The 22,487-nt window shown below is 60.6% G+C and carries 19 protein-coding genes; all 19 read right to left on the bottom strand.

Features of this window, described 5'->3' with window-relative positions; genetic code table 11:
* Nucleotides 1-13 precede the first annotated feature (13 nt).
* The 19 genes from ABUL11_RS01340 to ABUL11_RS01250 are packed head-to-tail and all read right to left on the bottom strand — an operon-like array spanning nucleotide 14 to nucleotide 22,418.
* Nucleotides 14-1,609, bottom strand: a complete 1,596-nt coding sequence (locus ABUL11_RS01340; RefSeq protein WP_350282066.1) for a hypothetical protein — start codon at nucleotides 1,607-1,609, stop codon at nucleotides 14-16.
* Complete coding sequence (locus ABUL11_RS01335) at nucleotides 1,610-2,497, bottom strand: glycosyltransferase family 2 protein (RefSeq protein WP_350282065.1); 888 nt, start codon at nucleotides 2,495-2,497, stop codon at nucleotides 1,610-1,612.
* Nucleotides 2,494-4,044: a helix-hairpin-helix domain-containing protein gene (locus tag ABUL11_RS01330; RefSeq protein WP_350282064.1), complete on the bottom strand. Its 1,551-nt coding sequence runs from the start codon at nucleotides 4,042-4,044 to the stop codon at nucleotides 2,494-2,496. Before ABUL11_RS01330 ends, ABUL11_RS01335 begins: the two co-directional genes overlap by 4 nt.
* Before the next feature lie 20 nt (nucleotides 4,045-4,064).
* Complete coding sequence (locus tag ABUL11_RS01325; RefSeq protein WP_350282063.1) at nucleotides 4,065-6,749, bottom strand: YncE family protein; 2,685 nt, start codon at nucleotides 6,747-6,749, stop codon at nucleotides 4,065-4,067.
* Between the two features lie 21 nt (nucleotides 6,750-6,770).
* Entirely contained in the window at nucleotides 6,771-8,849 is a 2,079-nt protein-coding gene (locus ABUL11_RS01320) for a phage tail protein (RefSeq protein ID WP_350282062.1), read from the bottom strand.
* A complete protein-coding gene (locus tag ABUL11_RS01315) occupies nucleotides 8,842-11,226 on the bottom strand; it encodes a putative baseplate assembly protein (RefSeq protein WP_350282061.1) in 2,385 nt (794 codons plus the stop codon). The genes ABUL11_RS01320 and ABUL11_RS01315 overlap by 8 nt, the downstream gene beginning before the upstream one ends.
* Nucleotides 11,227-11,622: a GPW/gp25 family protein gene (locus ABUL11_RS01310; RefSeq protein ID WP_350282060.1), complete on the bottom strand. Its 396-nt coding sequence runs from the start codon at nucleotides 11,620-11,622 to the stop codon at nucleotides 11,227-11,229.
* Between the two features lies 1 nt (nucleotide 11,623).
* On the bottom strand, nucleotides 11,624-12,019 hold the full coding sequence (locus ABUL11_RS01305; RefSeq protein WP_350282059.1) for a DUF4150 domain-containing protein: 396 nt from the start codon (nucleotides 12,017-12,019) through the stop codon (nucleotides 11,624-11,626).
* Nucleotides 12,020-12,042: 23 nt separating this feature from the next.
* Nucleotides 12,043-12,903 carry a hypothetical protein gene (locus ABUL11_RS01300; protein WP_350282058.1) on the bottom strand — a complete coding sequence of 287 codons (861 nt, stop codon included), beginning with the start codon at nucleotides 12,901-12,903 and terminating at the stop codon, nucleotides 12,043-12,045.
* A gap of 31 nt (nucleotides 12,904-12,934) precedes the next feature.
* Complete coding sequence (locus ABUL11_RS01295) at nucleotides 12,935-13,426, bottom strand: phage baseplate assembly protein V (protein WP_350282057.1); 492 nt, start codon at nucleotides 13,424-13,426, stop codon at nucleotides 12,935-12,937.
* Nucleotides 13,419-14,576, bottom strand: coding sequence for a phage late control D family protein (locus tag ABUL11_RS01290; protein ID WP_350282056.1), 1,158 nt, complete (start codon nucleotides 14,574-14,576; stop codon nucleotides 13,419-13,421). Before ABUL11_RS01290 ends, ABUL11_RS01295 begins: the two co-directional genes overlap by 8 nt.
* 5 nt (nucleotides 14,577-14,581) lie before the next feature.
* Nucleotides 14,582-15,268: a CIS tube protein gene (locus tag ABUL11_RS01285; protein ID WP_350282055.1), complete on the bottom strand. Its 687-nt coding sequence runs from the start codon at nucleotides 15,266-15,268 to the stop codon at nucleotides 14,582-14,584.
* Nucleotides 15,269-15,270: 2 nt separating this feature from the next.
* On the bottom strand, nucleotides 15,271-15,522 hold the full coding sequence (locus ABUL11_RS01280; RefSeq protein WP_350282054.1) for a hypothetical protein: 252 nt from the start codon (nucleotides 15,520-15,522) through the stop codon (nucleotides 15,271-15,273).
* Nucleotides 15,509-16,033 carry a phage tail protein gene (locus ABUL11_RS01275; protein ID WP_350282053.1) on the bottom strand — a complete coding sequence of 175 codons (525 nt, stop codon included), beginning with the start codon at nucleotides 16,031-16,033 and terminating at the stop codon, nucleotides 15,509-15,511. The genes ABUL11_RS01280 and ABUL11_RS01275 overlap by 14 nt, the downstream gene beginning before the upstream one ends.
* A complete protein-coding gene (locus ABUL11_RS01270) occupies nucleotides 16,030-18,189 on the bottom strand; it encodes a phage tail sheath C-terminal domain-containing protein (protein ID WP_350282052.1) in 2,160 nt (719 codons plus the stop codon). Before ABUL11_RS01270 ends, ABUL11_RS01275 begins: the two co-directional genes overlap by 4 nt.
* Before the next feature lie 24 nt (nucleotides 18,190-18,213).
* Nucleotides 18,214-18,645, bottom strand: coding sequence for a phage tail protein (locus ABUL11_RS01265; RefSeq protein WP_350282051.1), 432 nt, complete (start codon nucleotides 18,643-18,645; stop codon nucleotides 18,214-18,216).
* 11 nt (nucleotides 18,646-18,656) lie between these two features.
* Complete coding sequence (locus ABUL11_RS01260; RefSeq protein WP_350282050.1) at nucleotides 18,657-21,128, bottom strand: phage tail sheath family protein; 2,472 nt, start codon at nucleotides 21,126-21,128, stop codon at nucleotides 18,657-18,659.
* Nucleotides 21,129-21,138: 10 nt separating this feature from the next.
* Nucleotides 21,139-21,816: a carboxypeptidase regulatory-like domain-containing protein gene (locus ABUL11_RS01255; RefSeq protein WP_350282049.1), complete on the bottom strand. Its 678-nt coding sequence runs from the start codon at nucleotides 21,814-21,816 to the stop codon at nucleotides 21,139-21,141.
* Nucleotides 21,813-22,418 (bottom strand): Pvc16 family protein, encoded by a 606-nt coding sequence (locus tag ABUL11_RS01250; protein ID WP_350282048.1) that lies wholly within the window; start codon nucleotides 22,416-22,418, stop codon nucleotides 21,813-21,815. The genes ABUL11_RS01255 and ABUL11_RS01250 overlap by 4 nt, the downstream gene beginning before the upstream one ends.
* Between the last annotated feature and the right edge of the window lie 69 nt (nucleotides 22,419-22,487).

The following is a 22,487-nucleotide window of genomic DNA, read 5'->3' as shown; positions in this document are numbered from 1 at the left end:
ATCATTCTGTCTGTCACGACGGGATATCTATGGTAAAAGATCGTTTTGACCACGGCAGCTCCTCGTGCCATCCCGCCAGCCCCGCCATGCGCAGGACGATGAACAGGGGAATACTGTCGAGCCGGGCGACGATCTGCGCTCCGTCGAAGATGAAATAACCACCGCAGTGCAGAAACTGGCTGCGCAGATAGGCATCGCTGCTGTGCTGCAGCCCGCTCAGCCGCGCCGCGAACTGTGCCAGCAGCAGTTGGGCCAGCGTTTGCCGGACATTTCCCGCTGCCTGCCAATGCTCAATCCGGCTCTGCCTCTCCGCGCTCAGACCCAGGCGCCACCCGGCTGGCAACACCATGCTTGGCACCGCCTGGGGAGCATCCGGCAGCAACTGCCCTACCCAGTCTTCCTCCGGCGAGTGTTCCTCGCCCTCCGCTGCCCCTGCCGCCCACAGGGCGCCACGCAACTGCGCCATCGTATAGCACACATGCAGTCGCAGACTGATGATCATCGGCAGCAGCAGCACCAGCCCTGCCCTGCGACTGTAAAGGAGTCGCTCCCTGGAGCCATCGACACGGAGACCTGGCGTCTGCGCGACGATCTGCGCCACCCCAGTCACATTGTCCGGCCACAGTTGTCGCACAATGCCCAGGACATAGGCACGGCGCTGTTTCGACCCGGACACCCAGCGCCGCAGATCCTGCAGAATGGAGTCCACATAGCCCGCGTTGCTCACCGACGCCTGCGCTGCCGCAGGCCCGCCGTCGCCATGCAGCTCCCCGGTATCTGCCAGCACTGCAGCAACCTGTTCAGGGTAGCGGTACAGGAAGAGCCGCTGTGCGGCTGCCCACAGCACCGCTTCGAGAGAGACCTGGCACTGTGAGCCGGCCAGGCAGTGCAGGGAATGCCGCAGAGTCACCAGCAGCAAAGGTGTACTCGCTTCTGTTGCAGCATCGCCGACCTGCAGCAGCCATGACTGTGCCGCAACCAAATCATCCGGTTCCGGCACAACGCCGACCTGGAACATGCCTGTAATATCCGCCCCGAGCCATTGCCGCCATAGCTGGCCGGCCTGACTCAGACTCAGTTCCCGCAACAATACTGCCAGCACACCCCGTCGCTGCAGGGATGCCAGCAAAGCGCCCAACTCATCCTTGCGTGGCAACAGCAGCTGGACCACCGCTTCTTCCGGTATCAGGTGTCGCAATGCCAGATAGTTCTCATACATCCACAGGTTCCTGCTTTCACGCAGCAGCAGGTCTCCCATAAGTTGGGCGATGAACTCCGCCTGCGATGGGAAGTAGGCGAAATCTTCTCCCGGCTGTTCCAGCTGGCTGCGCAGCGCCTCCACCAGTTGTTCCGCCAGCAGCCCGCCGAGGTTGCGTGTGGAAAACTCCCTGCGCGTCAGTGCCAGATTCAGACGCAAACGCCGGATGCGATAGACTCCTTCCCTGTTCAGCGTGGCATCGAGCCGCCGACTCACTGCGTCACCGATGGCAGCAGGCAGGTCCGCCGTGGACAGCTGCCGCAGCTCACTGGCCAGGAACGCGACGTCCTCCTGACTGCCGAGGAAGCGGCACTGATTCTTCAGCTCGCCGATGCGTATCCTGTTCATCATTCAGGTCACCAACTGGAAGCGGTCACAGAAGCTGTCCATGCTCTGCACCCTGGCAGCCAGCAACGCATCGCGCCGCGCCTCACTGCCGTCATGGTACAGGCGTGCCAGCCCTTTTTCGGCCGACGGATATTGCAGGTGATGTCGCAGCAGCCTGCGCAGCCTGTGGCCATCGAAGTGCATGAAAATCAGCCTCAGCTTGTTGTAGAGCACTTCGGAGAAATCCAGATCGTAGCGGAAGTGGGTGCGGAACTTGTGGTAAATGACACTCTGTGGCACCACCACGACACGGTGGCCGAACAGCCACAGCCGTATGCTGAGCTCCACATCCTCGTAGCCCCATTGCACTATGCCGGCATCGAAACCGTCGAGGGAATCAAAGATTTTCTTGCGCACGAAGGTGCCGGCACCGCCAATGAATGGCACGTCGCTCATTTGCGCCGTGAAGGGAAGCCAGTGCATGGCCAGTTCGTCGTCGATCCAGGTCGCACCATAGCCGCGCGCATCCAGGTTCCTGGTGCAGGAAATCACCGGGCTGAGCGCCGCCACATCGGCGTGACGATCGAAGGCCTCCAGCAAAGGCTCCAGCCACCCTTTCGGTGTGTAGCAGTGAGCATCGATGAACCCGACGATGCCGGCCCTCGCCATTGCCGCACCGGTGTTGCGGGCCCCGATCGCGCCAAGTCGCTTTCCTCTGTGCAACTCAATGTGCCCCTGCTCCGCCAGCGACTGCAGACGTGCCGCGCTATGGTCGGTAGAGCCGTCATCCACGACGATGAGCTGGATCTCCCGCGGCGAGTTGCGCAGGATGCAATCCACAGTGGCAAGCACATCATCCCCTTCATTGTGCGTGGGGATTACCAGACTGACGACAGGCTGACCGATGTTCATCGTGTGATTCTCACCTGAGCATCATTGATGATGGCCAGCGCCTGGTTCTCGGTGACCGACAGCACACCGGCCAATCTGCCAGGAGTGGCGTTGGCAACATCGGCCACTGAAGTGTAGCCACTCTCGCGCAGCAGCCCGGCCCGGGCAACGCCGATATTGCGCACCTCCTCTGGCTTCAGAGCCACCCCCTTGTCGATGTCGAAGCGGCTCGCGTCAAGGCCGATCGGCTCGGCCCGCCTCATGCTGTCGCGGGCGTTATCCTTGATTTCGACTACCTGCACCTCCGAGATCTGCAGCCGCTCCGCCACTGCCGTGGTATCCGCGGCATAGAGTTCAGCCACGGAGCTTATGCCCATCCCGCCCAGTTCCCTGATATTGGCAGCGTCCAATCCATCCAGGGTGGTGATGGGTGCTTCCAGCCCCCGTAAAGTGTCGTACTCGCGGATATCGAGGCCCAGGTCGAAAGGAGCCAGAGTAAAAGGACCCCTGGTGAAATCTGTCGGCGCCAGGGTAAAGAGCGTCGGTGTTGGTGCAAGGGTGAAGAAGGTCGCTGTCTGCGTGGGGACCAGCGTGAAAGTGGCACTGACGCTTGGCGTCATGGTTACGAGGGTAGCCGTAAGGGTGGGTACCAGCGTAAAGGTGGCCGTAGGAGTCGGCGTGCGAGTGACAGGCGGGGCCGTTGACGTGAATGTCGGTGTTGGCGTGGGTGTGCGGGTCGGTGTGGGTGTGGGCGTAGGAGCAGGCGTGGAGCAGAAACAGCTCAGATAGCGCTGCAGCAGCTGTACCGGCAATAGCAGTCGCCGATCCTCGTAGCTCACGGCTTCGATCTGCGGCACAGTCTTGCCTTCTTCGCGGTTGAACACGACATCCAGTGTTGCCAGGACAACGTAGTTCGACTCCTCGCTCACTGCTTCAGGCAGAGGAAGCAGCCTCTCGAGCAGTTCCCCATATTCGCTGGAACGCGACTCCGGACAGAACAGTTCGCGCCAACTCTCACACTGCAGCGGTTCTGCATCGTGAGGAGGCGTCAGCTCACACACGATAGCCAGGGTGATGGCATCGCACTCCCGCGAATACTCCAGCTGATTGCCCGGATGCCCGCAGTCCTCCGGAATTCCGGTGCGCGGATCCGATGGCAGGAGCGTGGGCCGAGCCACCAGATAGACGCGACGTCCGGCAAGGGTATCCTCCTCCCTCTCTCCAGGCGGCCGGACATCCTCACAGTCACTGCCTGGCGCACCGCAGCAGCTGTTCTCGACCAGCGCAGTCAGATCGATGTCGTCGATGCGAGGAATATGCAGTGCATCACCCAGAGGAGTGATAGCGAATCCCTCACTGAGACCGACGGCTGCTTCCGATTGCCTGACAAATGCTCCGCCCACCACCCCCCAGCCATGCAGATGGCGGGTCAGTTCCCTGCTGCGGGTGGAGAGATACTGTTGTTCCAGCGTCAGATCAGCAGCGCGCAACTGCTGACGATCGAAGTAGCGCGGACGCTTGAGACCGGAACTGTAGGTTCTGAGATTCTTGGAGCTGTTATTGGCCATACCGGTTTCTCCTGCCGCAATCAGGCGTCTTCGCCAATCCACAACCAGCTTTCAAAAACCCCGCCAGGGGTACCATTGCCAGAGGGCAGGCTGCCGTTTACATGATTGGCGTCCACCGCCAGTTTCTGCTCCTGATCCATCGCGAAATCACCCCGGAAGACCACCCGGAGATGGATGCCGTTGTCCCCCAGATTTTCGTTTATGATCAGTGCGAACCCTCTGCAGATCCCGTCCTCCAGTTTGCTGTTGATTGCCTTGTAGTTCTTGATGAAGGCGGAGCTGCGTTCGAAATCCAGCACTACCGGTTCCTCGGCCACATCGACGATGGGGATGCAGTATGTGGACAGCAGCCGCCAGTCCTGCACCCTGGTTTCCGTACCTGGTAAAAAACGCTCTTCCAGTACATAGGCCTCGAAGGCCCGGGAGATGCCCGCCATGATCTTGTTGCCCGCGGCATCCTCGATCTCTCTGGGCAGGCTGATCACGTTGCGATGGAAGACATCCCGGTCAAAGGACAGCGCCAGTACCCTGGCTCCCTTGAAATCGAATCCATCAGGGCCATGCAGTCCTTCGCCGTTGAAGACATCATGCAGCCAGTTCAGAGCAGTGATATGCGCGACCTTGGGGGGTTCGTAGCCTGTTCCGGGAGTACCTGCAGGTCCCTGCGGACCCTGTTCGCCCTGTGGCCCCGCGGCACCATCAGCGCCGTCGGCACCCGCTTCGCCCTGTGGCCCTTGCGGCCCCTCAGGGCCAGGTGCCCCTCGCGGGCCGGGCAGGCCGGAGGCAAAGCCTTCATCGAGCATACAGTGGATGACTTCCATCAACTTCTGGTTACTGACCACCAGTCTGCGATAGGTGAAGTTGTCGATTTCGGCGTCATCTTCCTGGGCGTTCGCCGGCTCCAGCATGGCCTGGCCTGGCTCATAGGCGATGAGATGGCCCAGGATGACCGCGCCATGGTTACTCTCTTCTGCACAACCCGGGCAGCCCTCGACCGCCTCCAGGAACATCTGCGCACAATCGGCTTCCTCGATATCCAGAACCGCGATCAGGCCACGTTGCGGCTCCGTTTCTTCGTTACTGTCCGCGGAGGCAACGTAGAGCCTGCGCCCCACGACGTTCAGACGCGAAAACAGGACGCTGCCATTGAGGTGCACGTCCTTGCTCAATGCCGGTACCTCCTCGCCTCCCTGCACGCTGATCACCTCGTCAACAGAGATGACAGCGACCCGGCTTTGCGCTTCGCCCGATGAATCGACAGTCTGTGCCACGTATCCCCATTTCTCGGTGGCAGACATGGCCAGGTCCTTCGGCTGCCCCTGCCAGAACCCGCCGCGCCCGCTGGGCACCAGTTCATGACTGTCGCGCAGCCACTGGAAGCGGCGCAGGCGCGCGATTCCCGTGTCCTCTTCGGCAGTCAGCAGGAACACAAAATCAGCATCAGCGAGACTGGTACTGAGTGCCACGCCGCGCTCGCTGGCGCCGACTCCGGGAAGCGCCGGAATCATCGCGGCCGCATCCTCGTTGGCAAAGAGTCGCGCAATGCTGACCGCATGAACGCAGGCATCACCCGCTGCGCCAGGATCGACAATAAAGGCATACAGGCCATTGGCGCTGATCCGGAGAATGCTGGCGCCAACACTGTCAGCCCCGGCACCGGGACTGAATCCTGACAAGGAAGTGCTGTGGGAAACACTCGGCCCGGCCGGATCAGGAAAGCCATCGCCTGCATCGGTACCAAGCCAGGTCAGCAGATCGGTTTCCGACCACGCCTGCAGTTCGCCGGACTCCAGTTTCAACGCGAACAGTGCACCCGTCGTCGGCGAAACGGCCAGCCGGACCGGCTCACCAATGTCGAGGTAGGCAGCAGGATCAGGATTGGAGCGGATGTCACTTTCCCTGTAGATGGCGATGCCCGTCATCGGCTCGGCACCGTCAGGCCCCAGATTGCTGTCGGCAAGAAAAACGTACTCTCCAAGCGCGGACACGATCAGATCAGCGGGGGCGCTGCCTGCGTTCAACGCGGTGATGAGATCGTGGTTGTCGGCACGATAGACATAGATCCTGGCGCTGGCTCCCTCAGACTCCCCAAGTGCCGCGACATAGATCTGCTGCAGCTGATTGTCCACCGCAACTGCTGCGGGCGTCTGCTCAGCCAGGGTAATGGTGTGCAGCCAGTCCAGTCGTGCATCGGAGGGCGGCCTGACCAGGGGCACCTCACCCGGATCGCGCGCAAACACCACGAACTCGAAGCACTCGTCGATGCGGTTCGCAGCCTGCTGACTGTCTGCACAATCGCAATCCCCAAGAATCACCGGAACCTGTTCGGCCAGGTGTTCCCGATAGCGGATGGCAACGAACAGGTCCTGGCTTCCATCCAGTTCCAGCCCGGCTTCCTCGACCAGCGCACTGATGTGGATCGGCTCATTGCGCGTCACCACGATCTCGCGACCGCAGCAATCCAGCGCCACACCGGGTTCCACATAAATGTAGTGAGGCTGGCAATCCGGTGAGGGGTGCTGGCGCAGCATCAGTCCGCATACCGTACCATGTCCGTGAAGGACATTGTTGAGCAGCCGCCGCTTGGCGATGTGATAGACCTGCTCGTCGACAAAATCGCGCTCGACCAGCAGCTTGCCATTGAAGTAGTGATTGCGTGAAAACTTGCTCAAGCCGCAGGGGATACAGGGAGTGTCGTTAGCCATGTCCATTTTCCTTGTGCCGATTCAATTCAGTAGTTGTTGTCCGATGCGCAACCCTTGGGGTTCAGCCCTGGTCGGAGGTGAAGCTGTCGATGGCGGCAGCAATGTCGATGACTGCCCGAGCGAGAGCGCGCCGAGCGGAGCCTCAGGATAGTTGCCGAGCCAGGTATCCAGCCCTATCGACGACTGCCTGCCGATACGCACGCCTGGGGAAAACACGCGCAGCTGAAATGCGGTGTGAGCTGGTTTCTGCGCCTCGATCAGACGCTGCAGCAGATCCCGCGACTCCTGATCCGGTACTGCACTGGCCGGCACCACCACCGTAAACCAATGAGTGATACGGTCGGCTGCTGGCTCCAGAGGATACTGGCCGACATACAGCGGATGAATGTCGGCGTCGCGTCGCTGCTGCAGCAAGGCATAGTCGCGCAGACGAAAGTGCTCGATGATCCGCGGCTGGCCGTCAGTCAGCCCAGTGTGCCACTGCAGCATCTGCCGCAACCCCTCCAGCGTGCCGCGCTGACGGAAGAATTCGATGGAGCGGCTGAGCATTTCCCGGCGCAGATCCGTCGGCCACTGCGCCAGGAACTGCCAGTCGAACCAGCTTCCGAGCCACTCCAGAAAGGGACCTGCCGGTACACTTCCGGGATCCAGATAGCGGGTGAAGTCCTGGATCACGAAGCGAATCTCTTCCTGGACAGTGTCGAAGTAACTGAGAAAGCGATCGAGAAAATGTGCACTTTCCGGATCCTGGTGAAACGGCGGTGGCAGATAGCGCAGGGAACTGCTGCGCGGGCCATGGATCAGGACGTTGCTGATGAGCGGAGTGCTGTAGCCATCGCCGAGAAGTTCCAGACGCAGACGCAGATAACGTCCCGGGCCGCTCTGGATCAGCAGCTCCGGCAGGTCGTTGGGAGCATCGGTCGAGATCACCGCAGGCGCCGACCATTCCACATGCGCCACCTCATCATCGTCCAGATTGCGGTCGCTGGTATAGGTGGACACGAGTATTCGTCCGCTGCGCGGCAGCTCTGTCTCCAGCACCACGCGGTGCCATTGGCCAGAAAGAATGCCGCTGTCCAGTTGGGCAGAGATGTACACACCGCTGCGTGGAAGACGAATACTGCGGGCACGGGACAGCAGCGGCAACAGTGTGCCCTGCAGATGGCCCTGCCGGTCCACCCGGACCCCATTCAGTTTCAGCGTCTCACAGTGGGGCTTGAGAGTCTGCGGGTACTCCAGTTGCTCATCGCGCCACTGCAGCGGAGGCACGGTGAAACTGCGGGAAAACACCCGGGCCTGCGTTGCATCCAGCGCTTCCACCTCACCCCTCTCATTCATCAGATAGAGTTGTGCGTTGACGGAATCCAGCACCAGCACGTTGTCATCACCATCACAGGTGATGGCAACCGGAGACTGCAGGAGTGGCCTGCCACCGGGAAAATCCCCCTCAACGTTCCCCTGTCTGCCCAGGCGCACAACCCGACTGCGCACAGGATCGGCCACATAGAGACGCTGATGGCGATCCTCCGCCAGCGCCCAGGGCTCTCCAGTGCCAAGGAGAACCTCACGCAGGAGGCGCAGATCAGGCCAGGAATAGACGAGCACCCGGTGGTGCCCGCTGTCGGCGACTGCCAGCGTACCGTTGCGAAGGAAGAGGACATCACGGGGACTGCTCAGGTCATAGAACCCGTTGGGCCCGGTTGAGGAGCCGAAGATCTCGTGCTGCAACGCGGGATCCCCTGTCGGGTTCGGTCTGTTATCACGCCACAGGACCCGGAACGGAAAGGGCACGTCATCATCACGTGTATCACACGTCGACTGTGCGCACTCCCCGTTGTCGAAGTAGAGGATGCGATCGTTGGAAGGATCCACCAGCAGCACCTGCCCGTCCGCATTGATGGTAATACCACGCGGCAGCGTCATGCCGCCAAAGGAACCGAATGGTTCGTTGGGCGGGACGGGAAAGTCCCCCGGCCTGCCAAGACGCAGATGATTCAGCACCGGGTCCTGGAGAATCGACTCCGACACCGGCGACTGCCGCCACCCGGCCAGCGCGTCGAGACGATAGAAGGGAGTTGTGGATTTCCGGGATTCAGTCATAGGACACCTGCAACTGGATGGCGTCCCGGGTCAGATGCAGCAGATGGCCTTCCGGCACCTCCAGCACATCCTCGCAATCCACATCCTGCCCCGCCAGCTTGACCTTCAGTTTCACCACCCGCTTCACACCATCGACCTGCAGCAGGCATTCGTAGATATTGCCAAGATAGACGTCCTCGCCGAACGGCCAGCCGCTCCCTTCCTCTCCTCCATGGAGGGGGTGGAAGTAGGTCAGCAACTGCGCGTATATATCGTCGCTGACCTGCTGCAGATCCGCGTTCTGGCGCGCCCGTACCGTCAATGCCAGGCTCTCCACGGCCAGGTAGCGCGGCCCCGTCACGTACAGCTCGGTGGTGATCAACCGCCGCTGGTTCAGATAGGCGCACACGGCGTCCAGTTGCGCTTCACTGGGCTGGGGCGCTCCCTGACGACTGTTGGCAGGCAGTATCACGACCGTGACCGCACCATCACGCGCTTCCATGGTCACACGATCCGCGCCCAATGCGCGCTGCGCCAATGCATAGGCGGTGTGCACCGGAACACTGGGCGTCTGCCGGGCGAGAATGGCGAAATCCTCGGCAGTCACCGCGCGATCACGAGTCTTCATTTCATGAGGGGCACGCAGTTTCGCGTGTTCCAGGGTCTCTACCGCACTGCCGCCCACTGCTGCCCGCAGATTGGTGACGGAGTCCACTGCACTGAGGCTGGTCCTGAGCCGGGTAACGGTATTGACGCCGACATTTCCCTGCGCGCCGCCGCCGTAGCGATAGCGCCGCGCGACGATGCTGGCGCCAGCCACGGGAATACGCCCGTATACGCCGTCGCCGAAGGTAACGGTGCCACTGGCCTCATCCAACTGGAACACCTCGGAATGACTGTCCGCTGCGTAGAAGTCGGATACTCTGGTCCATGCCGTCGATCTGCCCGCCTCCACGATCTCCAGCAGGATGTCGGGAGCTCCCTGCTCGGGGGCAAAGTAGACAGGTGCCTTGACCAGCGTGTAGCGCTGGGCGGGTCTCCCGTCAGAAGTGCCAAGTGTCTCCTCAATGCGGGTGACCGCCGCCGTGGCAGGTACGGTATTGAGGTAGAACCCGTTGAGGAGCGCAGGATCGTACTCTGAACTGTTCAGCCTGACACGCAGCCAGGCCATGGCATGCTCGGGGACCTCCGGGTCGCTGTAGCCGACATCGAGATCAATCCAGGTGCTCCTGTCCACTACCGCGACAGGATTCTGGTTCGCCGATGTGGGCAGGGCCCCCACCACCTCGATCAGCTCCGCCACGCTTTCGCAGTTGCCAATCACATCCGCGAGATCCTCGGCGGGGAACATGTCTTCCCAGGGAATGGATCTGGCACTCGGCACGTCATATTCGAGCTCGGCGTCGGAGAGATCGGCAAGGAGTTCGGCCAGCGTCGTCGGCGGCTTCTTCAGACCCATGGCAATCCACAGATCACGCGGCAACTGATGCAGACTGATCTGGGAAATGTCTTCCGGCAGCGACGGTCGCAGATGACCGCTGCGCGACAGTGCCGCCGTTTCATCAAGTGGCGGCAGGATCGACGCCCAGCCATCGTCAGTGACTTCACCGTTGAATTCATCGCTGGGACTGCTGCCGACATACACCTGCCACGACAGCGTCTGTTGCTGCTCGCCGATCTCGTGAGACAACAGCGCCTGCTTGCCAAGCGGGCCGCTGATCTCGCGCCCCTGATCATCCTTCTCGAACACCTCTACCGCACTCACCATCAGATCCAGCTCACCTGAGGGGAAGATGTCCTGGATGACCACGCCCTCCTTGCGATGTGGTCTCAGCAGCAGGCCAACCAGGCAGTACTCGCCACCCAGCGGGTTCGCACCAAAGGGATAAAAACTCTGGTTGACGCTGGCAACAGCCTTCTTCGCATCGTAGCTGGTCACCAGTGACAGCGGCTGCGCATTGTCGTTGCTGCTGACGATGATGGTGGCGACTGCAGCATTGATCGCGGTCAGGGTGCGGTCGGTCTCAAAGATCAGCGGTTCGGTCAGGTCCGGATCATCAGCCTCCACCTGGGTGTTGCGGGGAATGAAAACCCTCAGGGGATCCTCTGCCCGATCCAGCTTCTTCAGCGTGAAGTGCAGCTCCGTGGTGGCGGCCTTGGCCGGCTCCGGCGTGACGTTCAGCAGCTGCAGGAACTTGATGTAATTGAGTTCCGGCAGACGGTTGACCTCGTACAGCAGCGTCTCTGTCAGCCATGCCTGCAGTTTGACCAGCGTCATGCCGGGATCTGCATCGTTGAAGTTGGTCCAGTCCGGGGTAAAACGCGGAATCCTGTCCCTGGCTTCCTTTACCAGGTCGGCAAAGGTGCGCGTGTCGAGCTTGGGGGCTTCCAGTGGCATCTAGGCGATTCCTTCATTGATGTAGAACGGGTACACCAGATTGTGCATGGCGTTGTTGGCACGCACCCGGTAGTCGATATTGATCAGCAACACATTGGGCGTCTCCGGATGCGCATGAGCATGCACATCGAGCACATCGATGCGGGGTTCGTAGCGCACCAGTGCCTTCTGCACACCGTGTACGATGGCTGCAACCGTATTTGGCGTGTTAGGAGAAAAAAGATAATCATGAATGCTGCAGCCGAACTCCGGCTCCATGATGCGGCTGCGCAGCGGCGTGCTGATGATGATCCAGATCGCCTCGATGATGCTCTGCTCCGCCGCCACCCAGGACAGCCCGCCGCGACCGTTGAGGCGGATCGGGAACTTGAAGCCCTGACCAAGAAACTCTGCCATCTCAGTCTCCTATCAATACCGAAGGTTCAGCGGACAGCACCATGCCGACCGCATTGCCGCCGTTCTGCGAAGTCTGGTCGCCGAAGCGGACGATGCCCTTGCCGTTGTAGAGCACGGACTGGCTGTACTGCGTCATGCTGCAGGCACCGGACCGGGTTCCGGACGAGACGCCGGAGCTGGGATCCGCGGGTTCATCCCCGGAAGAATCCGTGGTTTCCGAATCGCTCACCAGCACTTTGGTCCCTTTCACCAGCAGATCTCCATTGGTGTCCGACAGTGGTGACGCGTTGTCCAACTGCGCGATGTTGGGATAGGGAATCGGAACCGGGCCCGCAGGGGGAATGGTGGTATTGCATATATTGGGAAAGGCGAAGGCGATATCCTTCGCGACAGCCACTGGTTTCCCATCACTGCGACCCCTCATTCATCTGTCTCCGTCATGCTCACTTCCAGTTCGCGATAGCGATCCCGGGGAAAGAGCCCGTAGTCCCACACGCCGCGCCAGACCAGATAGGCCTCGTTGCTCTGTGGCGACAGCACCACCGTGTCCACACGCATGTCGGGAATTGCCCGCCGACACCAGAAGCGCTTCCTGTCGGGATTGCTCCCCTCTGCCACGAACACATGGGCGTGGAGCTTCTCACGCCCCAGACGCAGCTCCACGGTGCTGCTGCCACTGCGGGTAATCCGAATCGTGGAACCGGCCGCGAGGTTGGAGGCCGGATAGCCGCCCTGGGCGAAATTGCGGCGATAGCCATTGAAGAAACGGTTGTCGAACACAGGGGCGTTCGCCGGTGGATTCTCATCGTTGTCGATGGACTGAAGGCGCCGCGGCTTCAGTGCCCGTTGTTCCCAGCCGAACATGTGGCGCCGGGCGTCCAGGTCCGGTATCTCCAGTTCCTCATACTCCGGCACGTCTCCCGTGCGGGAGAACCACAGCTGGGCCGCTCCTCCAGGAGGCATCACGTGCAGCTGACAGCTGTCACCGTTGCTGTAGTGACGCCGCACGACCATGTCCACGCATGGCTTGTAAGGTGCCATGTCTGACTCGAAATCGGTGATGCGGTAGGAATCACCATCATGACTGACGGTAACCTGCGCGTCTGTCACACGGATGCCCACAGGGTCGTGCGCAGGCACCAGATCCTGCCCCTGGATCTGGTAGTGGCGCTTGAGCAGCACCACCCCCACCTCCTGCGAGGTCCCGCTGGTCGGGTGGCGACGGGGAGCAACCAGGAACATGCCGTTGCATCCGATGGCTGTCGGGAAAACTGTTTTCATCTGCGCGCTGTCCTCGGCAGCAGGGAATCCGCTAGGGATTCAGGTTGATCGGATCGCCGACCGCCTTCAGCTCCGAATCGGAGGTGATGGTGATCTTCTTGCCCTTGATCTCAATGCCGTCCTTGTTCATCACGATGCTGTTGCCATGCTTGTCGGTGATGGTGATGCCTTCTTCACCGTCACGGTCATCGAGAACGATGATGTTGCCGCTCACGCTCCTCAGTGTGCGCTGCTGCAGTTCCGCCTCCGGCAGGGCCGTATCGCCATTCCACAGATACCCGACGATGTAGGGGTTGCTGAAATCCCCCTGCTCGAAAGCCACCAGCGCCTCCGAGTCGATCTCCGGTGCAAGGTAAAAACCGTGATCAGGGCCCGCCAGCGGTGTCGCCACCCGACACCAGTTGCTCTCTGGCTCATCGGCAAGCCACGGAAAGCGCACCTTCACCCGCCCCAGGCTCTCGGGATCTTCAACATCGGTCACCAGAGCCACCACCACACCCCCGATGCGCTTGCCATCAGCCATTCACCACCTCCATGCGCGCAGTGAACACCGTGGTATAACCGCTATCGTCAATCTTGTGAGTGCTGGAGGTCACCAGATAGGGGCCGGAATAGCGCAGCCCCAACCCTTTGAGTTCCAGCCGGCTGCCGGCCCGCAGACCGGGAACACCGACGGTCGTGCCCGCGCCGGTTATCACGCCCTGGATGATGCGCCGCATCGCGGCCAGCGCCAGTCCGCGCGCCACACTCTCGTTGGAAACCGGTTGATCCGTGATCTCCTCAATCGCGTTGGTGGTGGCGTAGCCAATCTGCTCCAGCAGTTTTGCATCTGGCATGGTGATGTCGAGGTCACTCCAGGTGGCCTCGGCCTCGATGGCCCGCTTGGCACCCGACTCGGCGGGATTCCAGCCACGTACCACCACCTTCTCGACCTGGTCCTTGAGTTTGAGAGCAGGAGTGAAGTCCATCAGCGACCTGCCCCATTCCAGTTCATATTCCGTGCCGGCAGTCTGCCGCAGTCCGAAGAACAGTTTCGGTTCCTGGTCATTCTCGATATTGACGAACAGGTCGTAGCCGTAGCTGCGCGCCAGTCGCGCCAGGAACACGATCGGGTACTCGTTGTTCATGCCAATGAACTCGATCTCCTGCTCCTCCCCCGGTGCCCCTTCGAACTCTATTTCCAGGGTCGAAGCAATCTCCTGCGCAATCTGCGTTGGCGTCCTGTTCTCGAACGTCAGCGTCTCCTGCGAACGCTGCAGATCGAACAGCAGGTTGAGAACACGCACGGTAAGCGTCGGATTGCCGGTAGCAGGAAAACTCACCGATGCCGAAGCCACCTTGCCAGACATCATCAACACCGGGTCTTCCGCTCCGTAGTAGCCCATATAGAGTTCCACCTGCGCCCCAGGCTCGAAATTCGGCACATCAAAGTCTGTTCCCGGAATCTTGCGCAGCTGGCCGCTCTCGTCATAGGGGCTGCTGTACTTGGTAGTCAGCGTCACGCTGTCCCAGTCATGCAGCGTGAAATCGAAGGAGTCGAGGTTCTCCAGGTCATCCTTGTAGGACACCTGCAGCACGTCCCGGATCACTTCGTTGCCCAGACGCTGCCCCTTCAGTTTGATGAGGAACTGCGGCGCAAAAAAATTCTGTCCTTGATAGATGGGCATAGCCATGGGCATTACACCGTTGGCGGCAGAGACAGGACCGTCCCGGGCGCGGGCATGCGGACGTCCTGCAGGTCATTGGCGTCGGCGATGACCCGCCATTGAGCCGCACTGCCATACGCCTCATAGGCAATCAGCGGCAGATCCTCTCCCTCCTGCACCACATGCAGACGGGTATGATCGGAGGACTGCAGATTCAATGACTGCAGTTGTTCTTCCAGTGTCCGGTATTCGCGCAGTGCAAGGGTGACGACAGCCCTAAGGGGCACGCCATCCGGATTGAAGAGCGTAAATTTGCGGGTACAGGAGGTAACGATGCAGTCGAATGCGGGCACCGGTCGCGAACTCTGGTCGTTGCGCAGGCCCGGGAAATGCTCCCCCCACAGGATTCGCACAATCGGGGGCGTGTGCAGATCACCGGAAATCTTCACCAGTTGGTAGAATTCATCGACACGCGGCGTCACCGGCTCGGCATTGCTACCGGTGCCGTTTTCCGTGCTGTCGAAGAACAGCTCCAGACTCAGGGTCTCGGTGCTGCCGCGGACAAACTGCAACAGCGGCGCATCGAGCCCCGGAATATTGATATCGGCATAGTTCGCCGCCTTGCTGAAGCTCAGCTCAGGCGGGTTGTAGCTCACCTCAATGGGGTCTCCCACGGTATTCTTGCTGTGATCGAGCTTCTGGAATGTCAGCATGGCCATGATTAGCGCCCACCCTCTCTGGCCAGTTTGCGATCGCTGTCCGCATCACGCTCCCGCTGGCCCTCCACCTGCAGCCGTTGCCGGATGATCCTGACCAGGCGGTCCACGACTTCGGGCGTCAGCAATGCTTCGGCATCAGCCACGGTTATCTGGGTATCCACGGAATTGATTCGTACATCTGCCATTGTCCTGCTCCACTTGCCGTCCCATTCGCGACGACCATAAAGAAATATTGCTCGCTCAGAACGCCACATCCATCACCGCGTCCAGCGCCTTGCCGGGCGACATCATCAACTCCAGCTTCTCGTGGGCAATCTCGATGCTCTCCACCGCCAGTTCACTGCTGGCAGCGTTGAACGAGGGCCCGGACCACTTCACGGGGATGCCCCGTTCAAAGCTCCAGATCTTGATCGGAACCCGCAGCTCGTTGGCCAGCACGATCAGGCCGTTGCGACGGGTTCCTTCGCCGCGGAGGAATTCCTCGTGCCACAACCACAGGTCCTCGCCGAAGCCGACTCCGCGCTTGAGCGTGATGTTCGAGAACACGCTGCGGGAGGGAAAGCGGTACACGCGATCGTTGACACCTCCTGCCTTGTACTCTTCGATCTCCAGACTGGCATCCAGGCCACTGCACTCGGAGAAACCTCCCATCACAAAACCGGAAACGCCGCTCACCAGCGCGCTGGTGACGCTGCTGACGTCCAACAGCGTGATGTAGAAATTGAACGCGGGCAGCGGGTCGAATCGGGGCAGCTCAAGACTCATGACTCCGTCACCTCAATGGCATCCAGGGTCTTGCCGAAACGGATGCGGATGAATTCGAATGGCACCGAGGGCGCAATGGCAATCTCCACCAGTAACCGCCCCTGGTCGCGTTGCGCCGAGGGATTGTTGTCGCTGTCGCACTTGACGCGATAGGCAGCCTCGGGATTTCTGCCGGACAGCGCCCCCCGACGCCACAGGGAGTTGAGCAGGGTGGCGACAGACATCATCAATGCCTGCCTCAACACGGTATCGTTGTTCTCGAACACTGCCCATTGCAGCGATCTCTCCAGCGTTCTTTCCAGTGCGAACACCAGCCTGCGTACACTCAGGTAGCGCCAGTCGGCATCAGAACCCAGGGTCCTGGCTCCCATGATGCGGATGCCCTGTCCAGGCAGACTGCGGATGGCATTGATGCCCTCGGCATTGAGGATGCCGTGCTCGACATTGTTCATGCCATCAAGCACACGCTTGGCGAAGCGCAGGCGAATGTTGGCCGGTGCGCAGTGAGGCCCCTGCTGCCGATCCATATGCGCCAGCAGCCCCGCCACATGACCGCATGGTGGCAGCGGAAAAAGTCGACTGTCGGTCGAGGACAGTGCCGGAGCTTCCAGCCACGGATAGAACAGGGCGCAAATCGCGGAATCGCCGACCTGGGATCTCCAACTGCGGATCTGGTCCACCCGCAGGCTGGCGGCGGGTGGATCCAGCAAAGCGATCCGATAGGGTCCGAGCACGAACGGATTGGCCATGGCCTGCTGCACAGAGAGAATTTCGTCCTCCCCCAGTGTGCGCGGCAGCGCCAGCGGCTTGATGTCGAACTGCACGGGCTCCGACGGGAGTGCGCGACTGCTGAAGACCTGGCGCTCTTCCTTGCTGTAGCCACCTTTCTCGAAGCGCAATGTGCACAGACCAATGTCCAGATTGTCGATCCGGAACAGGCCATCGCTGTCACTGATGACACGCTGTCCGCTGCCGATATCGGTGATGGCCACCCCGGCGACAGGCTTCCCCCCATCACTGACCTGTCCGAAAATGAGGCGCTTGCCTGGCGCCTGCAGGGAGCGACAGTCATGGGGCTTCGGAATGACCTGGCTGACCGGGACCTGGTTCTGCCTGCTGCCCAACACCAGGTCGGGAGCCGCCACGATGCCAATGTCCTCGATCCGCGCGAGATCCTGCAAAGCCCGCAGGTAGTGCCTCGACGCGATTGCCGACACGCCGTCGAGCCCTCCGGCCAGTGGCATCTGCATGACACTGGCAGGCCACTGCTGGCTGTCATACCAGTCGATCTCAGTCTCTGGCAGGGGTTCGATGTTCAGGTATTGACTCTGTTCGGCCAGCGCGCGATACAGGCTGCGCGAATGTTGCGGGTGAACGCCGAGCCAGGAGAATTTTTCCACCTGCCGCCCCTCATGCTCCACCATGACATCGAACTCCACGGTATCCAGTCGTACCGGCAGCGCGGGATCGAACAAACCCGAGAGGGTATGTCTCCAGGTGACACTCTGCCGAAAGCGATCAATGGCCTCGATCGCCACGATATGAGTGACACCCGCTCCCTCCTGGGTGAGCTCGACGACCGAATGCTCTTCCAGACCGACGAGGTTGTGCAGATAGACAGAGAAGCCATCATTGAACATATCGTCATGGCTGAGCGTTGTGCTGAGCCGGGAGCTGCGCGTCAGCGTCAGCGACAGGCTGTTTCCCCAGGCTCCTGGGTTAGGCCAGGGCCTGGCCACCTCTCCCGGTTCGAGATTCTGGACGATGGCCGGATCCGGACGGTTGTCCTCCGACTCCCTAGCGACGATGTCGCTGAGTCGGAACGCGGCATACACCGTCCATGCCGGGTCGCCCTGCCTGTTCAGCAACTGCCGGCTGGAGGTAGCGACTTTCCCATCCACCAGTCGATAGATGTAACAGGTGGCACCACCGTTTTCGAAGAAGGCCTTGATCGAGAGCGCAAGATGACCGTTATCAAGTGGCTGGCCGAAGATCGCCAGGAACTGCTGCCACGATTCCACCCGTACGGGCAAGCCAACCGGACCCCGCGTGGCATAACCAATGAAGCCCGCAATATCGCTGCGCAGCAGCTCTCCCGTCACCCGAATCGGTTGCAGGGGCTCCAGATAGATGCCAGGTGTCGTCAGGGTATCCACGGCGATCACTCCCGCTCACAGTCGTCAGGCGACCACCAGCCGTACATCTTCCACGGCAATCTCTATGGACTCGATCGCGGCTTCATTGGCGGTCGCATTGAGAGCCGGGCCTTCATACTTGGAAACCCATGCCTCGGAGAACTCCCAGCGCAGCGCAGGTTCACGCGCCTCGTTGAGCAGAATGATGACGCCCGACTTGCGCTCGGTCGCTCCGTCGATCACCGACTTGCGCCAATCCCATAGCTCGGTATTGGTGGTGTAACCACGCTTGAGAGTGATATTGCCGTACTTGCGCAGTCCAGGCAGCTTGCGTACGGTGGCGGTATCCGCCCCTTCACGGTACTCGACGATATCGGTCTCCATGGTGATACCACTCACCTCGGTGAAGCCTGCGACCGCATCCGAAGTACCATCGATTTCCAACAGGAAGTTGTATTGCAGTAGTGGATTAGCCATCGTCTGTTTCCTTATGCCGTTGCTTCACGAGTTTTTTGCGAGATCCGGATGATCACGAATTCCGCCGGTTTGACAGGCGCAACGCCCACTTCGACGATCATGCGGCCATTGTCGATGTCGGTCTGGGTCATGGTGACGTTGTAGCCCACGTTGACGAAGAAAGCCTCTTCCTCCTTTACTCCCTCCAGACCGCCATTGCGCCAGACAGTGATGAGGAAGTTGCTGATGGACTGCTTCACCGTCGCCCACAGACTTTCTGTGTTGGGCTCAAAAACCGCAAACTGCACACCGCGCTCGATGGACTGTTCCAGGAAAATGAACAATCGCCTTACGTTGATATATTTCCATTCCGGATCACTGCTCAGGGTGCGCGCACCCCATACCCTCAGTCCTCGATTGGCTGTGCGGAAGTCACGGAAGGCGTTGACCCCGAGAGGATTGAGGATGTCCTGTTCGCCTTTGGTGATGGCCGTTTCAAACTGCAGGATGCCATGCACCACTTCGTTGGCGGGCGCTTTCCACACTCCGCGGGTGACATCCGTGCGCGCGTAGACGCCCATGACGTGCCCGGCAGGAGCAATGCGGAGAAGATCCCCTTTCTCGCCAAACTGATCGGGCCCGACCAGCCACGGATAGTAGATGGCGCCCCGGGTGGTATCGAAGTTCTGCCGGTGAGTGGTCGCCTCCCTGATGCTGCTGTCGCGGGGGATCTCCAGCACGCCGAAGCGATAGCGCATCTTTTCACAATGCTCCACCAGCGCCTTCTGCAGCGCCACGGATGTGCGACCCGGTACGGCCACCATGCTCAGGCTTTCCTCGTTCTCGAGACTCTGGATGCCCGTGCGCGCGTCGGAGTCGTCGGAGCCGATATAGGTCATGTCATCAATGTTGTCCAGATCATCGTCACCGTCAGCAAGAACACGCGAAACCGCAGGTGACAGCACCGAGGCGCGATTGGCTGCAACCGCGGCAACGACGACGCCATCGTCGTCGAAAGTCAGGTCCGAGAGCCGCACCAGCTCTGATTCGCCGGACGCGGAGGTGGTCCCCTGCGCCCGGTTGAAGGACCCCACGATCTTCGGTCCATAACGGGTATGGTCGGGATGCATGCCGAGCCTTTCGAAGGCTTCCGATTCCACCACCTTGTCGTTTTCAATACGTTCGATGATCAGGTCGTATTCCACGGAAACAGCCTCCGCGCCCTCAGGAATCTGCACCGTCAGCGCTGTGCTCAGGGTCACATTGGTGGCACGCTGCACTGAGCTGACCGCCACGGTCTGCAGCACGGAGCCGCCGGAGGAAAACCGCAGATAGCTGCCCGCTGACAGGCCGAACACAGCATCCAGCACGATAACCGTCTCGTTGACCTCCGCCTGGCTGGTGACGGTGGTCTCCAGCGTGCTGGCATTGCGCACACGGGCGCGCAGACGATTACCCCACTGCCCCTGGTAGCGGGCATGCACACGCAGCATCGGCGTTTGCTTGACAACAGCCACACCTGCCCCATGACTCGCCCCCAGGGCATCATTCAGCGTCAGCGTACTGACCATATGACGCACCACATAAATTTGCGCACCCAGGCGAACCACATCACCAACCCCGAACCCCGCGCTGGAGGCAAGCGCGACAATCCCGTCACCGATGACAGAATCCGCGCTCAAGGTGGTGCTGGCATCGTTGGCCAACCCGACGACGGTCACTGTGGTCGAAACCTGAGGATGCTTGAACAGCAAGCCCGCCTCATCGAAGCCCGCGTCATCATCCGCGGTGATGGTGACAAACTCGCGCAGGGAAGGATCGCGGGTGTCAGCGATCTCGATGACGTCGCCGGCATTCAGGCCGCTGATGCTTGCTGCCTCCAGCGCCAGCCCGCCACCGGCTAGCATGTCATCCGTGATGACCAGTGCCACACCCGGTGTCACAGTCTGGGTGGCGATGGCATCGCCGGATGCCGCGGCACTGCGCAACCCGCTGCTGAGCTGTATGCCGGAACTGGCCACGGCAGCGGCGGCAGACACATACTCGGAACGCACGTCATCCACCAGCAGCAGCTCATCGTCCTGGGCGATGCCGGCAAGACCGCCATCGTCGTGCAGTTGCAGGGACGCCGCTCCGGTCACGGCACGTCCAGCCAGGGTGGTGGACGCCGCAGCAGCAGCAACGGATTCCGCATAGATGTCGGTCTGCGCGAAGGTGGCATTGGGCCCGATGATCCGCGATACATACAGGCGCTGCCCACCATTGGTGAAGAAGCCCTGAGCCGCATAAGGCAGTGCGTCGCGACCATCGGTGAATACGCGGTGATCCAGCAGTCCACCGAAAACCCGGTTGAACTCCCCAAAGCTGGTCACCAGCCTTGGCACATCCACCGGGCCACGCCGGGTCACTCCGACCATGCCGGCGGTGCTTGTGCTGGCGCCCTCTATCGGTTTGTTCCCTGAGGAAACTTCTTCGACATATACACCTGGAGCAAGGTATTCCATAGCAGGTCTCCTATCCGTTTAAGCTGATGATTCGCGTATTGAAGGGCGTCGTGTAGTCGATGACATGATGGATCGTGGCGCTGTTTCCACCCTGCTCCACCTTCAGCGTGACGGACTGGGATACAGGAAGCGCGTCGATCCGAAAGCGTCCCCGTGTGTTACTGACGACGGCAGCCTGTAGCTCGGGCTCCGTCACCTGTATGCTCGCGCCGGCCAGCGGCGCATCGAAATCGTGATCGCTGATGACCCTGCCGCGGAGCCCCACTGGCACCGGTTGCATGGCCAAGACCCGGCGCACGATCGGAGCAGCGACGAGCCGCAACGGCAATGTGTGACCTCCGAGATCTTCCATGACGGTTTCCACGGTGATGTCGGCAGCCGACGCTGCCATGACGACCTCTAGGTCATTATAGGCAGGAGCGGACACACGAAACCGCAATTCCACTTCCGCGTCGCCCTCGAGCCTTTGCGGCAGTACCTGTTCAGCCACCCCGCTGGCGCAGAAGTAGCCGGCGCTGATGAAGCGCAGCCCCACGCGCAACGGACGGAACTCCACCTGCCCCGGCAGCCGCATCTCCAGCGTCATCGCTGCCGGCACCACTGCGGCACCGGTAAGCGCATTGATCACCTGGCCGGTGAAAAGAGCCTGCTGAGCAGCTCCCAGGCCGATATTGCGCAGCACTCTCATATCCGCTCCCTGACGCCGGAGACGACGAGAGCATCGACCACCCGGGGGACCACCACCGGCGCACGAGCGGAATCCACCGCCACCACGTCAACTTGGAAAGCAACAGACAGACGGAAAGACTGATTGAAGGCATTCCACAATTGCGACAACTGCTCGACATTCATGAGGTCGGGCGTAACTCTCAGAGTAGAGCTACCGCCGCCAAGACCGTTGCCGAGAGGTTGATCGTCGATCGTGTCTATGACCGACTGGTCATAAATGAATTGAAGAAGACGGCCGATGATGAGCTGGTTGTTCTCCTCCTCGTCCATTGGCGTCGCAATGTAGCGCAGTTCCAGTGGCAGTGGAGGAAGGGTTAGCTCGTCCGTGTGGCCGGGATGTGGCAGCAAGCGCTGGTTCCGCATCGGCCCGTTGACGCTGATGTGGTAGAGATACAGGGAAAGACGGGCACCGTTTTCAGGCGTTTCCTGTGGCGCAGAAAATACGATGTTGCTGGCTTCATTGCTGAAGTTCAGCGTGACCCCGGGAGCGGAGTTCAGTGATGCAAATATACGTCTGCGAATCTCCAACGACACATCGTTGATGATGGTAAAAGTACTCACAGTTGTTTCTCCGGGGACATTATCCAGCTTTCCTTTTACTTAACTTTCCTGAAATAATTAGGTGCATGC

It is taken from the genome of Nitrosomonas sp. (genome assembly GCF_040256045.1).
Classification (GTDB): domain Bacteria; phylum Pseudomonadota; class Gammaproteobacteria; order Burkholderiales; family Nitrosomonadaceae; genus Nitrosomonas.
The sequence above is the reverse complement of the archived record's forward strand: the minus strand, read 5'-3'. Positions and strand labels throughout refer to the sequence as shown.

Coding starts and splice junctions, on each gene's coding strand:
- ABUL11_RS01340 (WP_350282066.1), bottom strand. CDS start 1,609: ATGATGAACAGGATACGCATCGGCGAGCTGAAGAATCAGTGCCGCTTC.
- ABUL11_RS01335 (WP_350282065.1), bottom strand. CDS start 2,497: ATGAACATCGGTCAGCCTGTCGTCAGTCTGGTAATCCCCACGCACAAT.
- ABUL11_RS01330 (WP_350282064.1), bottom strand. CDS start 4,044: ATGGCCAATAACAGCTCCAAGAATCTCAGAACCTACAGTTCCGGTCTC.
- ABUL11_RS01325 (WP_350282063.1), bottom strand. CDS start 6,749: ATGGCTAACGACACTCCCTGTATCCCCTGCGGCTTGAGCAAGTTTTCA.
- ABUL11_RS01320 (WP_350282062.1), bottom strand. CDS start 8,849: ATGACTGAATCCCGGAAATCCACAACTCCCTTCTATCGTCTCGACGCG.
- ABUL11_RS01315 (WP_350282061.1), bottom strand. CDS start 11,226: ATGCCACTGGAAGCCCCCAAGCTCGACACGCGCACCTTTGCCGACCTG.
- ABUL11_RS01310 (WP_350282060.1), bottom strand. CDS start 11,622: ATGGCAGAGTTTCTTGGTCAGGGCTTCAAGTTCCCGATCCGCCTCAAC.
- ABUL11_RS01300 (WP_350282058.1), bottom strand. CDS start 12,903: ATGAAAACAGTTTTCCCGACAGCCATCGGATGCAACGGCATGTTCCTG.
- ABUL11_RS01295 (WP_350282057.1), bottom strand. CDS start 13,426: ATGGCTGATGGCAAGCGCATCGGGGGTGTGGTGGTGGCTCTGGTGACC.
- ABUL11_RS01290 (WP_350282056.1), bottom strand. CDS start 14,576: ATGGCTATGCCCATCTATCAAGGACAGAATTTTTTTGCGCCGCAGTTC.
- ABUL11_RS01285 (WP_350282055.1), bottom strand. CDS start 15,268: ATGGCCATGCTGACATTCCAGAAGCTCGATCACAGCAAGAATACCGTG.
- ABUL11_RS01280 (WP_350282054.1), bottom strand. CDS start 15,522: ATGTGGCGTTCTGAGCGAGCAATATTTCTTTATGGTCGTCGCGAATGG.
- ABUL11_RS01275 (WP_350282053.1), bottom strand. CDS start 16,033: ATGAGTCTTGAGCTGCCCCGATTCGACCCGCTGCCCGCGTTCAATTTC.
- ABUL11_RS01265 (WP_350282051.1), bottom strand. CDS start 18,645: ATGGCTAATCCACTACTGCAATACAACTTCCTGTTGGAAATCGATGGT.
- ABUL11_RS01260 (WP_350282050.1), bottom strand. CDS start 21,128: ATGGAATACCTTGCTCCAGGTGTATATGTCGAAGAAGTTTCCTCAGGG.
- ABUL11_RS01255 (WP_350282049.1), bottom strand. CDS start 21,816: ATGAGAGTGCTGCGCAATATCGGCCTGGGAGCTGCTCAGCAGGCTCTT.